This window comes from Vibrio sp. TH_r3, from assembly GCF_033101115.1.
Lineage (GTDB): Bacteria > Pseudomonadota > Gammaproteobacteria > Enterobacterales > Vibrionaceae > Vibrio.
Map to the genome: position 1 here is coordinate 18,857 of NZ_JAWMPW010000017.1, position 15,522 is coordinate 34,378.

Annotated in this window: 12 protein-coding genes; 4 read left to right on the top strand and 8 right to left on the bottom strand. The window is 40.2% G+C overall.

Going from position 1 to position 15,522, the window contains the following annotated elements:
- Nucleotides 1–84: 84 nt before the first annotated feature.
- On the bottom strand, nt 85–1,734 hold the full coding sequence (gene groL, locus R3X26_RS13630; protein ID WP_317717881.1) for a chaperonin GroEL: 1,650 nt from the start codon (nt 1,732–1,734) through the stop codon (nt 85–87).
- Nucleotides 1,735–1,804: 70 nt separating this feature from the next.
- Nucleotides 1,805–2,095: a co-chaperone GroES gene (locus tag R3X26_RS13635; RefSeq protein WP_317717882.1), complete on the bottom strand. Its 291-nt coding sequence runs from the start codon at nt 2,093–2,095 to the stop codon at nt 1,805–1,807.
- A 249-nt stretch (nt 2,096–2,344) separates the two neighbouring features.
- On the opposite strand from R3X26_RS13635, the gene R3X26_RS13640 reads away from it, so the two are divergent.
- Nucleotides 2,345–2,593, top strand: a complete 249-nt coding sequence (locus R3X26_RS13640) for a DUF3624 domain-containing protein (RefSeq protein ID WP_317717883.1) — start codon at nt 2,345–2,347, stop codon at nt 2,591–2,593.
- 58 nt (nt 2,594–2,651) lie between these two features.
- Here the strand turns inward: R3X26_RS13640 and R3X26_RS13645 are convergent, their stop codons facing one another.
- The 5 genes from R3X26_RS13645 to argC all read right to left on the bottom strand — a co-directional run bounded on the left by R3X26_RS13645 (nt 2,652) and on the right by argC (nt 9,152).
- On the bottom strand, nt 2,652–3,530 hold the full coding sequence (locus R3X26_RS13645; RefSeq protein ID WP_317717884.1) for an NAD(P)-dependent oxidoreductase: 879 nt from the start codon (nt 3,528–3,530) through the stop codon (nt 2,652–2,654).
- Between the two features lie 458 nt (nt 3,531–3,988).
- Complete coding sequence (gene argH / locus R3X26_RS13650; RefSeq protein WP_317717885.1) at nt 3,989–5,863, bottom strand: argininosuccinate lyase; 1,875 nt, start codon at nt 5,861–5,863, stop codon at nt 3,989–3,991.
- 141 nt (nt 5,864–6,004) lie between these two features.
- The gene (locus R3X26_RS13655) at nt 6,005–7,216 is read right to left on the bottom strand and encodes an argininosuccinate synthase (protein ID WP_317717886.1); all 1,212 of its coding nucleotides are present in this window, start codon (nt 7,214–7,216) and stop codon (nt 6,005–6,007) included.
- Nucleotides 7,217–7,347: 131 nt separating this feature from the next.
- A complete protein-coding gene (argB, locus tag R3X26_RS13660) occupies nt 7,348–8,136 on the bottom strand; it encodes an acetylglutamate kinase (protein WP_317717887.1) in 789 nt (262 codons plus the stop codon).
- A gap of 11 nt (nt 8,137–8,147) precedes the next feature.
- Nucleotides 8,148–9,152 (bottom strand): N-acetyl-gamma-glutamyl-phosphate reductase, encoded by a 1,005-nt coding sequence (argC, locus tag R3X26_RS13665; RefSeq protein WP_317717888.1) that lies wholly within the window; start codon nt 9,150–9,152, stop codon nt 8,148–8,150.
- Between the two features lie 157 nt (nt 9,153–9,309).
- On the opposite strand from argC, the gene argE reads away from it, so the two are divergent.
- The 3 genes from argE (at nt 9,310) to R3X26_RS13680 (ending at nt 14,375) form a co-directional block, all read left to right on the top strand.
- Complete coding sequence (argE, locus tag R3X26_RS13670; RefSeq protein WP_317717889.1) at nt 9,310–10,446, top strand: acetylornithine deacetylase; 1,137 nt, start codon at nt 9,310–9,312, stop codon at nt 10,444–10,446.
- A 393-nt stretch (nt 10,447–10,839) separates the two neighbouring features.
- A complete protein-coding gene (gene ppc / locus R3X26_RS13675; RefSeq protein ID WP_317717890.1) occupies nt 10,840–13,473 on the top strand; it encodes a phosphoenolpyruvate carboxylase in 2,634 nt (877 codons plus the stop codon).
- Between the two features lie 362 nt (nt 13,474–13,835).
- Nucleotides 13,836–14,375, top strand: a complete 540-nt coding sequence (locus R3X26_RS13680; protein WP_317717891.1) for a PadR family transcriptional regulator — start codon at nt 13,836–13,838, stop codon at nt 14,373–14,375.
- Nucleotides 14,376–14,526: 151 nt separating this feature from the next.
- Here the strand turns inward: R3X26_RS13680 and metF are convergent, their stop codons facing one another.
- Nucleotides 14,527–15,414, bottom strand: a complete 888-nt coding sequence (gene metF, locus R3X26_RS13685; protein ID WP_317717892.1) for a methylenetetrahydrofolate reductase — start codon at nt 15,412–15,414, stop codon at nt 14,527–14,529.
- Nucleotides 15,415–15,522 lie beyond the last annotated feature (108 nt).

Consider the following 15,522-nt stretch of genomic DNA (forward strand, 5'->3'; position numbering starts at 1 on the left):
TTGTAACTTGATTGGGCATATATTTAAACATGCCCAATCCATTTAACATGACCGCTAAACTTTAGTCACATAGGTAGCGGAATTTTACATCATTCCTGGCATTCCACCCATACCACCCATGCCGCCCATATCAGGCATTGCAGCACCAGCATCTTTAGCAGGAACATCAGTAACCATTGCTTCTGTTGTGATCATAAGACCAGCAACTGAAGCTGCGAACTGTAGTGCGCTACGCGTTACTTTGGTTGGATCTAGAATACCCATTTCAAGCATATCACCGTATTCGCCTGTCGCTGCGTTGTAGCCATAGCTGCCTTCGCCTGCTTTAACGTTGTTAGCAACAACTGAGTCTTCCTCACCTGCATTCTCAACGATTTGACGGATAGGTGCTTCCATTGCTCGAAGAGCAACACGAATACCAACATTTTGTTCTTCGTTGCTACCTTCAAGGCCTGCAACTTTAGATGCTGCGCGAATAAGTGCAACACCACCACCAGCAACGACGCCCTCTTCAACTGCAGCACGAGTTGCGTGAAGTGCATCTTCCACGCGGTCTTTTTTCTCTTTCATTTCAACTTCAGTCGCAGCACCAACTTTGATTACGGCAACACCACCAGCAAGTTTCGCTACGCGCTCTTGTAGTTTCTCTTTATCGTAATCTGATGTCGCTTCTTCAATTTGCTGACGAATTTGAGAAACACGACCTTGAATCATTTCTTCTTCACCAAGACCATCAATGATAGTTGTGTTTTCTTTAGTAATGATCACGCGCTTAGCTTGACCTAGATCTTCTAACGTTGCTTTTTCTAGTTCTAAACCAATCTCTTCAGAAATAACCGTACCAGAAGTTAGAATCGCTATATCTTGTAGCATTGACTTGCGACGATCACCAAAACCAGGTGCTTTAACTGCTGCTGCTTTCACGATGCCACGCATGTTGTTTACTACCAATGTAGCCAGTGCTTCACCTTCAACATCTTCCGCAATGATCAGCAGTGGACGAGAGGCTTTAGCAACGGCTTCTAACGTGGTTAGCAACTCACGAATATTCGATATTTTTTTGTCGATCAAAAGAATGAATGGGTTTTCTAATTCAACCGCACCCGCTTCTTGGTTAGTAATGAAGTATGGAGATAGGTAGCCTCGGTCAAACTGCATACCTTCAACAACATCAAGTTCATCTTGAAGTGCTTGGCCTTCTTCAACAGTAATCACACCGTCGCGACCTACTTTTTCCATCGCTTCAGCAATGATGTTACCAACAGTTTCATCAGTGTTCGCTGAAATCGTTCCTACTTGTGCTATCGCTTTTGTATCTGCACATGGCACAGATAGAGCTTTAAGCTCTTCTACTGCAGCAACAACTGCTTTATCGATACCACGTTTAAGGTCCATTGGATTCATACCAGCAGCTACCGCTTTAAGGCCTTCAGTAATGATTGACTGAGCTAATACTGTAGCTGTTGTTGTTCCGTCACCAGCGGCATCATTTGCTTGAGAAGCCACTTCTTTAACCATTTGTGCGCCCATGTTTTGGAACTTATCTTCTAGTTCAATTTCACGCGCGACAGAAACACCATCTTTAGTGATGGTTGGTGCACCGAAAGATTTGTCCAATACAACGTTACGACCTTTCGGTCCAAGCGTTACTTTTACAGCATCAGCTAGAACATTTACGCCTTCTAGCATTTTGATTCGTGCATCATTACCAAATTTTACGTCTTTAGCAGCCATCTTATATATCCTTTCCTAAATACTATTTTATATTTGCTTATCGTTTAAGAGTGAATTACTCAACGTATGCTTATTCAACAATTGCCATAATGTCATTTTCAGACATGACTAATACTTCTTTTCCATCTATTTTTTCAGTTTTTGTGCCGTAGCCTTCTGCAAAAATAACTACATCACCAACTTTTACGTCCAAAGGCTGAACGGTACCATTTTCTAGAATACGGCCTTTGCCTACAGCGAGAACTGTTCCGCGAGTAGACTTTTCTGCAGCCGATCCAGTTAATACAATGCCACCTGCAGATTTTGATTCAACTTCTTTGCGCTCAACGATAACACGGTCGTGTAAAGGACGAATATTCATGAGGTCGTCTCTCCTGATTGTTGTTTCATTTAATGGATAAAGTGCTGAATTCTCAGCGCGTGAAAGTTATGTGGGGGATCATGTGCAAAATCCCAAGGGGAAAAATCAATTTTTTATCTCAGAAACGACATTTTTTTTAATAAATTGTTTTTTTTGAATAAAAACCGATTTTTAGCCAACATAGATAAATTATTGCATTGAATAGGCGACTGGTTCAAAATCTTGCTAATTACAGATTAGGTAAAGAAAATGACTTGTAAATATTGTCATAGTAATTGGTTCTGGGAAAAAATTGGCCGATGCAATCAATGCATGAATCAATTAACCGTGTTATCCGCTTTATGTTGGATTGTCTGGTGGTGGTTTTATAGGAATGATCTTAGAAGTGTCGAATCAATTACGCTAATTGTCGCAGGGTTTACGTTTAATTTTGTTTTATTTCTTCATCTTCTGTTTAAATTTGTCGTTATTCCGCTACAGAAGAAAAACAAAACATAACCTTACTACCTTGTACCAATCTAAATAGATTGGACAAGGTAGTAAGAATTAATTCAACTTACTTCTCTAGTTTAAGGAAGTAATCGAAAATTTCAGGAACGTTACCGTTACCTAGGCCAGCATCAAATGCAGCTTGAAGGTTAGCAGAAGAACCTTCCGCGATCTTAGATTCAGTACCAAGATCTTCTACCATTTTTAGGAAGTAACCTAAATCTTTGTTTGCATTCGCAATTGAGAAACCTAAGTCACTTACGCCGTCAACTGCGTAGTTTTTACAGAAACCCATAAATGGAGAGTTAGAAGGACCAGCTGACATGATGTCAAATAGTTGTTGGCGATCAACACCGGCAAGATCAGCAACAGCGAAAGCTTGAGACATAGCACAAACAGTCGTCATACCCATAAAGTTATTTACAAGCTTAGTTGTATGACCCGCACCTAGAGCACCAAGATGGAATACGTTCTCACCTTGCTCTTCTAGTACTGGCTTAATTTTATTGAACGTATCCATGTCACCGGCTGCCATGATGTTTAATAGACCATCTTTAGCGTGTGCTGGAGTACGACCAAGAGGAGCATCGATCATACCGGCACCTTTTTCAGCAAGAGCTTCACCGATCTTACGAGTAGATGCTGGAATAGAAGTACCAAAGTCAATTAATACTGAACCTTGTTTAATTCCTGCAAGAATACCGTCATCGCCGTAAACGAGTTTTTCAACTACAGCAGAAGTAGTAAGACAAAGCATAACGATGTCACTTGCTGCCGCTAATTCTTTAGCAGAAGTCGCTTCTTTAGCACCGCGAGCAACACAAGTTGCTACTGCTTCTTTGTTAAGATCCATAACATTCAGCTCGTAGCCTCTGTTTTGTAGGTTCTCAACCATGTTACCGCCCATAAGGCCAAGTCCGATAAAACCGATTACTGGTTTTGTCATGTCTAACTCCCAAAAATACTATTGTATGTTTATATGAGTATAAATAATATACGTCTGGTTATATTTAAGCAATCCTGAAGGCTAGAAATTATTGCAAGATGTTAAGTAGCTCAATCGTTAATGCAAAAAATTACAAGAAATGTTCAAAAATAGACTTGATTGTTCTCAAAAAAGCCGTCGAATTTTTGTTTTTAGCATAGTACAAAAAACAAACGGTGGTTGCGTATTGGTCGGATGTAGAATTATCACCTTAGATAAATTTAGATTTCAGTGAATAAAAATTAGGCTTAAATAAAGAAAAAGCCCCTAATCCAATCCGGATAGAGGCTCTCTTAGATTCTTCTAAGAAAAAGCAGTGGTACTTATTAAGACCGGGCTTTTTCTAAATTGTTCCCAAAAAAGATCTTTTTTTTTTAGAATTTGCTAATAAATTATTTTATCTATTATTTTTCAATAAATTATGCAACATTAGTTCGAATAATAGTTTGTTCACAAAGATCTATTTCTAGTGCGACTTCATCACATGCATGAATTCTTGGGCACTGTTCACAATCTTTCAAGACTTTCTCTGGTAGTAAACTCTTAGAGGTCGGCAGAAAGTTCTGTTTCATAAAGAACTCTGGGGTTCGAGTCAACACAAACACTTTCTGTATTGCCATCTGTTTTGCTTTATCTATTAAGTGTTGAACAATAGCGGTCCCTTGCCCTTGCTTATGCCAACCAGCTTCAATACCAAGCGAGCGAATCTCTGCTAATCCAGAATCATAAACATACAGCGAAGCACAGCCAGTCACTTCGCCTTGATGTTCAACCACGGCGAACGAGCCGATATCACGAATCAATTCATTACGATTTCTAGGTAAGTTTTCACCCATATTCGACCAATAAGCCACCATACCTTCTAACGCGTCAATATCGGTAAGTCTGGCTGAGCGAACTTTAATCGCTGAGACATTTCTTTTCTCGAGGCGTTGTTGAGCATGGTTTACCGCGTAGGCAACTTGTTTTGGTGAAACGCCACCAAGAGCAGAGCGTTTTTCTAAGCACGACTCAATAGTCAATATGCCATAAACATCTTCTTCTATCACCTCAGAGAACACTTTCAATTCGGCAATCGATAATTCTTCTAACGCACAACCTTTCTCTATCGCGCCAACAACCGCGACACCAACAATATGGTGAGCTTCACGGAATGGTATGTCTTTAGCAACAAGGTAGTCTGCCAGTTCAGTAGCATTGGCATAACCTTGTTTTGCTGCTTCCAATGTACGCTCTTGGTTGATTTTCAATCCATCAAAACACAGCGCCGCCATTTCCATACAATCATTCCATGTATCTAATGCATCGAATAGGCCCTCTTTGTCTTCTTGCATATCTTTGTTGTAGGCAAGAGGTAAGGCTTTAACTGTCATCATCATAGCGGCTAATGAACCATATACACGCCCACATTTACCACGGATTAACTCCAATGCATCAGGATTTTTCTTTTGTGGCATTAAAGACGAACCAGAGGTTACCGTGTCGGCTAACTCGATGAAATTAGACTCACCTGAGTTATAAAAAATCATATCTTCCGCTAGACGAGATAAATGCAGCATAGAAATAGAAGCAATAGACATGAGCTCCATCACATGATCTCGGTCAGAAACTGAGTCAAGGCTATTGCGGGTTGCTCGTCTAAAACCAAGATTGTGGGCTAAGTCTTGACGATCCATAGGGTAAGCCGTACCAGCTAATGCTCCAGAACCTAATGGACAAGTATCTAAACGATTAATGGCATCACTTAAACGTGAGTAGTCACGTTCAAACATTTCTACATACGCTAAGCACCAATGCGCAAATGTAACAGGTTGAGCACGTTGCAAGTGAGTATAGCCAGGTAATACCGTTGCTTGGTGCTGAGAAGCAACGTCAACTAATTGATTTTGTAAACGATCCATTACACGCAGTAAATGTTGACCTTGTTGACGACACCACAACTTAAGGTCTGTGGCAACCTGATCATTACGCGAGCGACCAGTGTGCAATTTTTTGCCCAAATCACCAACTTTGCTGATCAATTGTTGTTCGACCCAGCTGTGAATATCTTCAGCGTCAGATTTAAGGATCTGCTCTGGATCTTCCATTACTTCTAGTTTTAGTTCATTTAATGCAAGTTCTAGCTTTTGCTGTTCCGTTTCGTTTAGAACACCTACTGAAAGCAGTGCTTTAGACCAAGCGATTGAGCCCACAATGTCTTGCTCAGCCAATCGGTAATCAAAGCGCAATGAATCGTTAAAGTCTTTGAACCGAGTGTCTGCTGCTTGGGTAAATCTACCGCCCCATAATGCCATTGTGTATCTCCTGATCTAAACGGAAGCTAATTATTGTTTTTAATTGGTAATCTAATACTACTCAATTCTCGATTGTAGATACTAGCGATATACAACCGAGAATCAAGCGCTGCTATATTAATATTTGTTCATTCTAATTAATTACTTTTGAGAGTTCAAAGTACGAATACGGCTCGCCAGAGAATATAAACGGATAAATCCTTCTGCATGGCTTTGGTCATAAACGTCATCTTCACCAAACGTTGCGAATTGCTCACTATACAAACTATTATCTGAACGCTTCTGTGTAGCTGTCGCTTGTCCTTTATATAGCTTAATAACCACTTCACCATTCACATCTTTCGCTAGGCTCTCTGTAGCAGCAAGAATAGATTCACATAGCGGAGTAAACCAACGACCATCATAAATAAGGTGGGACGCTTTGATACCTAACTCTTCACGGAATTCAAAAGAGCTTTTGTCTAAAACAAGTTGTTCAATTGAACGCAGTGCTTCCATCATGATCGTTCCTCCTGGTGTTTCATAACAACCACGAGATTTCATACCCACCAAACGGTTTTCTACGATATCGATACGGCCAATACCATGCTCAACACCTTTGTCATTCAAATACATAAGTACGTCGTATGGCGACATTTCTTTACCGTCAACAGCAACCACTTCACAGTTTTCAACTTTTAATGTTACATATTCAGCTTCATTTGGTGCTTCTTCTGGGCTCTTAGTCCATGCCCAACAATCATCATTAGGCGCATTCCAAGTTTCTTCTAGTACACCGCCTTCTGTAGAAATATGCCATGCATTCGCATCACGAGAGTAAATTTTAGTTAACGAAGCAGTACAAGGAATGTTACGTTCCGCTAGGTAATCTAAACATTCTTCACGGCTCACAAGATCCCATTCACGCCACGGCGCAATAACGTGTAAATCAGGGGCTAAAGCAGCAAATGCACCTTCAAAACGTACTTGGTCATTACCTTTACCAGTACAACCGTGCGCTAACGCATCCGCACCAACTTTACGTGCACATTCCACTTGAGCTTTAGCGATAATTGGACGAGCCATAGAAGTACCTAATAGATACTTACCTTCGTATAATGCACCGGTTTTAAGTGATGGGTAAATATAGTCTTTTACCATCTCTTCTTTTAGATCAGCGACATAAACTTCAGATGCACCAGAAGCAATAGCTTTCTCTTCTACGCCTTCTAGCTCTTCTGCTCCTTGACCTACATCGGCAACAAACGCCACCACTTCACACCCATAGTTCTCTTTTAACCATGGGATAATGACTGATGTGTCCAGACCGCCGGAATAGGCTACGACTACTTTTTTAACTTCTACTTTGCTCATTGTATTTCTCCTAATCTCCCGGTCTGCACTGGCGGTCAGTTCCTGGGGTTTAAATTGGTAATTTATACTGTTTAATTTTATTTAAAAATAACAAGTTAGCTTAGTTCAAACTAACATGGTAACTTCAAAATTTATTGGGGTAAAAACTGAGTACCGATGCTTTTACCTGAAAATAGTTCATTTAATTTTTCTGGATAACGCCACGTTGCCACTTCAATCGGTCTACCGAGTTCGTTTGCAGCATCAAGCGCCGCTTCTACTTTTACTATCATTCCGTCAGTAATCACTTTGCCTTGAATAAGCGCATCTGCTTGAGCTTTATCAAGATTAGGTAGCAAGTGACCTTTACCATCTAATACACCACTCACATCGGAAAGAAGTACAAGCTCTGCGTCTAAGGCACTGGCAACAGCAACCGCGGCCTGATCTGCGTTAACATTCATCATTTGACCTTGATCCGTCAAGCCAATAGAACTGATGATCGGCAGTGCTCCTGTCGCTAGAATAGCCTTAACCACGGTGGCATCTCCGGCACTTGCCTTACCAACCGCACCTAATTCTGGGTCAAGTTCAACAACGTTGCATAGACCGCCGTCAGCTAAACAAAGGCCAATCGGATTCAATCCATTCTTAATCGCTTCACCTTGCAATGATTTATTCGCTGTACCCGCTAAAGCACCAGCAATGATATCAATCTGGTCATATGGTGTAACACGAAGGCCGTTTTTCTTCTCTGTTGATAATTGCAGTTTTGCCATTAGATCATCTACCAAATAGCCACCGCCATGAACAATGACCAGTTCTCTATCTGCTTGATTTTGATACGCTTGAATAGCATTAAACAGCTTGCCCAGAGTTTCAGTACATGACAACGCCGCTCCGCCTAACTTAATCACTAATGGTTTTAATGTTTGATTCATAATAATTATCTCTACACAAGTGAAGTAAGCGGCTGAAAGCCGTTACGAATATTCACACATTGCATCGCATGGCTGGATGCCCCTTTCAATAAATTGTCGATAGCGGAAACAACAATCACATGTTCGCCTTCGACCTTCCATCCGATATCACAAAACGGTGTATTCTCAACATCTTGTATTCTTGGCACGGAATCGTGTTTCAAACGAACAGCGGGTTTATTCTTGTAAGCTTGATCAAAGGCTTTACTGACATCATCGGCACTAACACCAACAGCCAGCTTCATCGTGATCGTCGCTAAAATACCTCGTTTAAAGTTACCTAAATGTGGTGTAAAAATAACGTCACAGCCCAAGTGAGAAGCAATTTCTGGTTTATGACGATGACTAAATAGTCCATAAGGCTGCAAACTCACTTCGCAAAAGCTGTTAACCATAGATGATTTACGACCAGCACCAGAAACCCCGCTAGTTGCATTAATGATTGGCCACTGGTTGAGGTCTAACATATTCATTTCAATTAGCGGTTTAATCGCTAATTGTGACGCAGTAGGATAGCAACCAGCCACAGCAACCAAATCTGTGCTTTTAATCTCTGATTCATTCCATTCTGCCAAACCATAAACAGCGTCATTTAATAAATTTTCATGTTGATGTTCAAAGCCGTAATATTGAGGGTAAAAGCTATTTGATTGAACTCGATAAGCCCCAGATAAATCAAAAACCTGACAATCTTGTGCTAAAAATTCAGGTGCTAAATCATGACTCACTTCATGTGCCGTTGCTAAAAATACGATATCGCACTCTTTTGCTACAGATTGCACATCAGTTAATGGTTGAACATTCATATCCACCACACCAGCAAGTTTGCCGTGTAATGCACCAATCGATTTATTCGCATCGACACTATTGGCTGAAACGTATAATCCTGATAGCGTTAACTGTGGGTGTCTTGTCACCATAAGAGCGAGCTCTGCTCCGGTATATCCACTTGCACCAATAATTGTAGCTTTTAACATCTTCACTTATCCAAATAGCTGGGTAAAAAAACAACGGTCACACTTGACTAATCATACTAAAAAAAACGCAATATTCGGTTTTTTATTCACAAATAATGATTTAATATGCTTTTTAACGTCTTAACGGTTAACTGTCAATAGGGGAAGTAAAGATAATATGCAATTACCTAAATTTATCGATGTATATAAGGGGTTGATTTCTACCTCTTCCATTAGCTCAACAGACCCAAGCTGGGATGAGGGCAATAGCAAAGTCATTGAATTACTCGCTGACTGGCTAAAACAAATGGACTTTGAAGTTAGTGTTATCGAAGTGGAAAAAGGTAAATGCAACCTAATAGCAAAACGAGGGCAAGGAGAAGGAGGTCTACTATTAGCAGGACATACCGATACCGTTCCTTTTGATCAGGGGCGTTGGAATTTTGATCCACATGCATTAACAGAAGTTAATAATCGCTTTTATGGCTTAGGTACAGCGGATATGAAAGGCTTTTTTGCTTTTATTATTGAAGCAGTAAAACAGATAGATTGGAAAAATCAGAAAAAGCCTGTTTATATTTTAGCTACCTGCGATGAAGAGACCACCATGCTAGGGGCTCGTCATTTTACTGATTCGGCGCCAATTCAACCTGATTACTGCATCATTGGTGAACCAACTAGTTTGGTGCCAGTAAGAGGACATAAGGGCCATGTTGCCAATGCTATTCGAGTGACAGGAAAATCGGGGCATTCGTCCGATCCGGCCTTAGGCGTCAATGCTATTGAGATCATGCATGAAGTTATGTTTGCCTTAATGCAGTTAAAAAATAAGTTAATTAAAGAGTATCATCACCCAGGGTTCGCGATTCCATCGCCGACACTAAATTTGGGGCATATTCATGGTGGCGACAGTGCCAACCGTATTTGTGGTTGCTGTGAACTTCATTACGATGTTCGTCCTTTACCCGGTATTAGCTTAGATGGACTTGATAATCTATTACGCGGAGCCTTAAAAGAAGTCGAAGCCAAATGGCCAGATCGTATTGAAATAACGCCATTACATGAGCCTATTCCCGGATATGAATGTACACATGATGATGGGTTTATTGTCGGTATGGAAGAGATCTGTGCAACCGAATCTGAAACAGTAAATTACTGTACTGAAGCGCCGTTTTTACAACAATTATGTCCTACTTTAGTACTTGGTCCGGGCTCAATTGAACAAGCTCATCAACCGGATGAATTTTTAGCGACTGAATATATTGAACCGACAATCAAAATACTGTCAAAAGCCATTCATCAGTACTGCTTTTAAGCAGTAACGACATTAGCAGTAAAAAATAACAAGGCTTTTATGACTATTAAGTGTGCGTAAATGTAAAAACACATAACGATTAAAAGCACTTACTTGTTAACAACCGTGTCTTTGTTTAGTGCAAATAAAGGATTAGTGCATTGTGATTGATGAGTAAATCCAAGGAACCGAATTCATTTCAATTACATAGCGAATGAGATCGATAGGATTGGAACTAGTATTAGTAGTGAAATAAATTTTCATCTTCATTTACGAAACGCGAATCATGAAAAGGGACTTTGATTCATGTCATTAAAATCATAAGGTCTTTATTTGACTCAGAGCACATAAATTAGCTAGATTGTCTATCCAGGACGAAAATAGACTGTAATTTAATTACGAGGCAGAAAGGAAATGAACGAGAAGTATGCTGCTTTAAAAAGTAATGTGAGAACATTAGGTCACTTACTTGGCAACACTATAAAAAATGCCCATGGCGAAGAAATCTTAGAAAAAGTAGAAGAGATACGCCAGCTTTCAAAATCTGCCGAACGAGAAAACGATCAACAAGCTCGTGAGAAGCTTATCAAAGTGATCTCAGATCTACCAGATGACCAATTAAACCCTGTTGCTAGGGCTTTTAACCAATTTTTAAACTTAACCAATATTGCTGAGCAATACCACACAATTTCACGCCATTGTGATACCAATGTTTGTGAACCAGATGCTATTCATTCACTGTTTTCCAAACTGACGTCAAATAGTGTAGGTAAACTCGATACCGCACAAGCAATCAAAGAGCTTAATATTGAATTAGTACTGACGGCTCATCCGACTGAAATCGCTCGGCGTACCATGATTAACAAGCTAGTGAAGATAAATCAATGTCTTTCACAACTTGAGCTTACTGACCTTTCTGACAGAGAACGGGTTAAACAAGAACGCCGTCTAGAGCAACTTATTGCTCAATCTTGGCATTCTGATGATATGCGTAAAGAACGCCCAACGCCGTTAGATGAAGCTAAATGGGGCTTTGCTGTTGTTGAAAATTCATTATGGCAAGCGGTTCCTGAGTTTTTACGTGAGTTCAATGATCGAGTAGAAGAATATTTAGGTGAAGGTTTACCTATTGATGCTCGCCCTGTTCATTTTTCTTCTTGGATGGGAGGCGACAGAGATGGTAACCCGTTTGTTACTCACAATATCACCCATGAAGTACTGCACTTGTCACGCTGGAAAGCAGCAGATCTGTATTTAAATGATATTCAAGAGCTTATCAGTGAACTGTCAATGGTTGATTGCAGCGAAGGCTTACGTGAATTTGCTGGCGAAGCTCATGAACCTTATCGAGCGGTTCTAAAAGATCTACGTGTTCTTTTAACTGATACATTAGACGTTCTTGATGCAAAAATTAACAAAACCGATGTACCAAACAAAATCATTTTAGAGAAAGTGGAACAATTGTGGCTGCCTCTTCACGCATGCTACCAATCTCTTCACCAATGCGGTATGGGCGTTATAGCTGATGGTTCGTTACTTGATACATTACGCCGAGTTAGAGCATTTGGTGTTCACTTAGTCCGTTTAGATATTCGCCAAGAAAGTACTCGTCATTCCGATGTACTGTCTGAGCTAACGCGTTACCTTGGTATTGGTGATTACGATCACTGGAGCGAACAAGATAAGATCTCTTTCCTTGTAAATGAATTAAGTTCTAAGCGCCCATTATTGCCACGTAATTGGCAACCGTCTGAAGCGGTAAAAGAGGTTTTAGACACCTGTAAGATCATTGCTAGCCAATCACGCGAAGCGTTTGGTTCTTATGTTATATCGATGGCTCGTACCGCGTCAGATGTTCTTGCTGTTCATTTACTTCTTCAAGAGTCTGGTTGTGAGTTCAGAATGGATGTTTGCCCATTATTCGAAACCCTAGATGATTTAAATAACTCAGAAGCAGTCATCAAACAACTGCTAGAGATTGACTGGTATCGTGGCTTTATTCAAAACCATCAAATGGTCATGATTGGCTATTCTGATTCAGCCAAAGATGCCGGTGTTATGTCAGCAGGATGGGCACAATACAGCGCAATGGATGCCTTAGTGCGTGTCTGTGAAGAAGCCAACATAGAGCTAACTCTATTCCATGGCCGAGGAGGCACAATTGGTCGTGGTGGAGCACCAGCGCATGCTGCATTACTGTCTCAACCACCAAAAAGCTTACAAGGTGGCCTGCGTGTAACCGAACAAGGTGAAATGATCCGCTTTAAGTTGGGCTTACCTGAAGTGGCTGTGAACAGTTTTAATCTGTACGCCAGTGCCGTGCTAGAAGCTAACCTTTTGCCACCACCAAATCCAAAACAAGAATGGCGTGATTTGATGGAAGAGTTATCACAAGTGTCCTGTGCAGCATATCGTTCTGTAGTAAGAGAAGAACCCGATTTTGTTCCATACTTCAGAGCCGCAACTCCAGAACAAGAACTGGGTAAATTACCTTTAGGATCTCGTCCTTCGAAAAGAAATCCAAATGGTGGTGTTGAAAGCTTACGAGCGATTCCATGGATATTCTCATGGAGTCAAAACCGATTAGTGCTCCCTGCTTGGCTAGGTGCTGGTGAATCCATTCAGCACTCTATCGATCATGGGCATCAGGATTTGTTAGAAGAAATGTGCCGCGAGTGGCCTTTCTTTTCAACTCGTTTGGGTATGCTTGAAATGGTGTATTCTAAATCGAGTATTGAGATATCTCAGTACTACGATCAAAGACTTACCGACAAATCATTGTGGAGACTGGGCGATAGATTAAGAGATCAACTACAAAAAGACATCAAAGCCGTGCTTAATGTAGAAAACAATGAAAACTTAATGCAAAGCAATCCCTGGGGTCTTGAATCTATTCGACTACGTAACGTATATGTATTGCCAATGAACATTCTTCAAGCTGAACTTCTGTATCGAACTCGTCATGCAGATGACGTATCTTCTGAACTAGATGAAGCGTTAATGGTGACCATTGCAGGTATTGCAGCAGGAATGCGTAATACTGGTTAGTATCAATAACTAAAAACAGGGCAACAATACTCACGTATTTAGAATGTTGTCCTGTTTACACTTCTTATTGAGAGATTTGTCATCATTTCTAGACAAATCGGCTCATATTTTTATTCATCCCGCAAATTTTAATGGTATGCTTACTGCCGTTGTGCATGAAAGATAGACCATACTTATAACAGCACACCATCAAGGAATAAAACTCCAAAATACCGCTAGGTGGAATTCGGCTTTAAATTGGGATAAACGAACGAACAAAGAGTCGTCGTTATCCTGAACTGCTAGATTAATGGGTGTCAAACAAAGCAATAACGCAGTTCATAGTTATAAATTTTTATATTACTAATTATTGGATTTAAGACATGTCATTACCACACGTAATCTTAACCGTTTTAAGCACTCGTAATGCTACCGGATATGATATCACCAAAGAATTTTCCTACAGTATTGGTTATTTTTGGAAAGCAAGTCATCAACAAGTTTATCGCGAGCTAAATAAGATGGCTCAAAATGATCTCGTTACCTGTACCGTTCAACCACAAGACGGCAAACCAGATAAAAAAGTGTACTCTATTACTGAAAATGGACGTAAAGCTTTAGGAGAATGGTTTGAACAACCCACAGCACAACCAACCGTCAGAGATGAGTTTAGTGCTAAGCTTATAGCTTGTGCAGTTCACCCTACCTCTCCGTTGAAAGAACAGATATCGTTACTTATTAACGAATCTAAACAACTGGTTAATCACTATAAAAAGATAGAAGCAACACAATATGGTGATCCTGCTAAATTAGATAAACACGCAAAATTAGAACGCCTTACTTTGAGACGAAATATGGTAATGCGGGAAGCATGGATTAACTGGGCAGAAGAAGTGGCTGCTGAACTAGATTCTATAGAATAATTATTTATATTCTTTGAATTCAATAAAATCCTGTAACATGAATAAAAATATACGTGTTGATATTTTCATTCATAGAAAATTTAAAAAGAGTTGATAAATTATATCAACTCTTTTTTTCACTATTATTCTAACGCTGACTAACAAGTACTGTTTATCTGGTCGGCCTAACCCCTAAAGTATGGCATAGAGCAAACGTCATTTCTGCACGATTCAACGTATAGAAATGGAAGTCTTTCACCCCTTCACGACTAAGAATTCTTACCATATCAATTGCTTGACTTGCTCCAACCAACTGCCTAGTTGTAGGGTCATCTTCCAAGCCACTGAACTGCTGAGCCATCCACCCAGGTACTTTTACATGATTCATTGCAGCAAATCGCGACGCTTGAGTAAAATTAGACACAGGTAAAATGCCTGGCACTATCTCAACATCAATACCAGCACTGACGCAACGATCACGGAACCTTAGATAACTTTCAACATCAAAAAAGAATTGAGTGATAGCTCTGTTTGCACCTGCATCCACTTTTCTCTTTAAATTAAGTAAATCAGCTTGAGCACTTTTAGCTTCTGGATGCACTTCAGGAAAAGCGGCGACCGAGATATCAAAATCGTGACGCGATTTTAACAAGTCAACCAAATCCGATGCGTACATATCTGGAGCACCACCGTCAGCTGGAATATCACCACGTAAAGCCACTATATTACGAATACCATTTGCCCAATAGTCTTCTGCAATATCAATCAGTTCATCACGACTAGCATCAATGCATGTTAAATGTGGAGCGGCGACTAAGCCCGTTTGATCTTTAATTTGTTTAATAATCGAATGAGTACGATCTCGTTCACCAGAATTTGCGCCATAAGTTACAGAGACAAATTTTGGCTGTAACGTTTTTAAACGATGAACAGAATTCCAAAGGGTTTCTTCCATTTTTTCACTACTAGGTGGGAAGAACTCAAATGAAACGTTAATATCCCCAAGCTCTGCGATATTTTGATTTAAAGCGTCTAAATGACTTGCATGTGAATAGCTCATTGTTCAGTTCTCTCCCATTTCGGGCTAATAATAGGTGGTATTTTTTGACGTTTAGACGTCTATATGTCCAATAGAATGTAATGAAACGAGCTTAATGTCAACCTGATG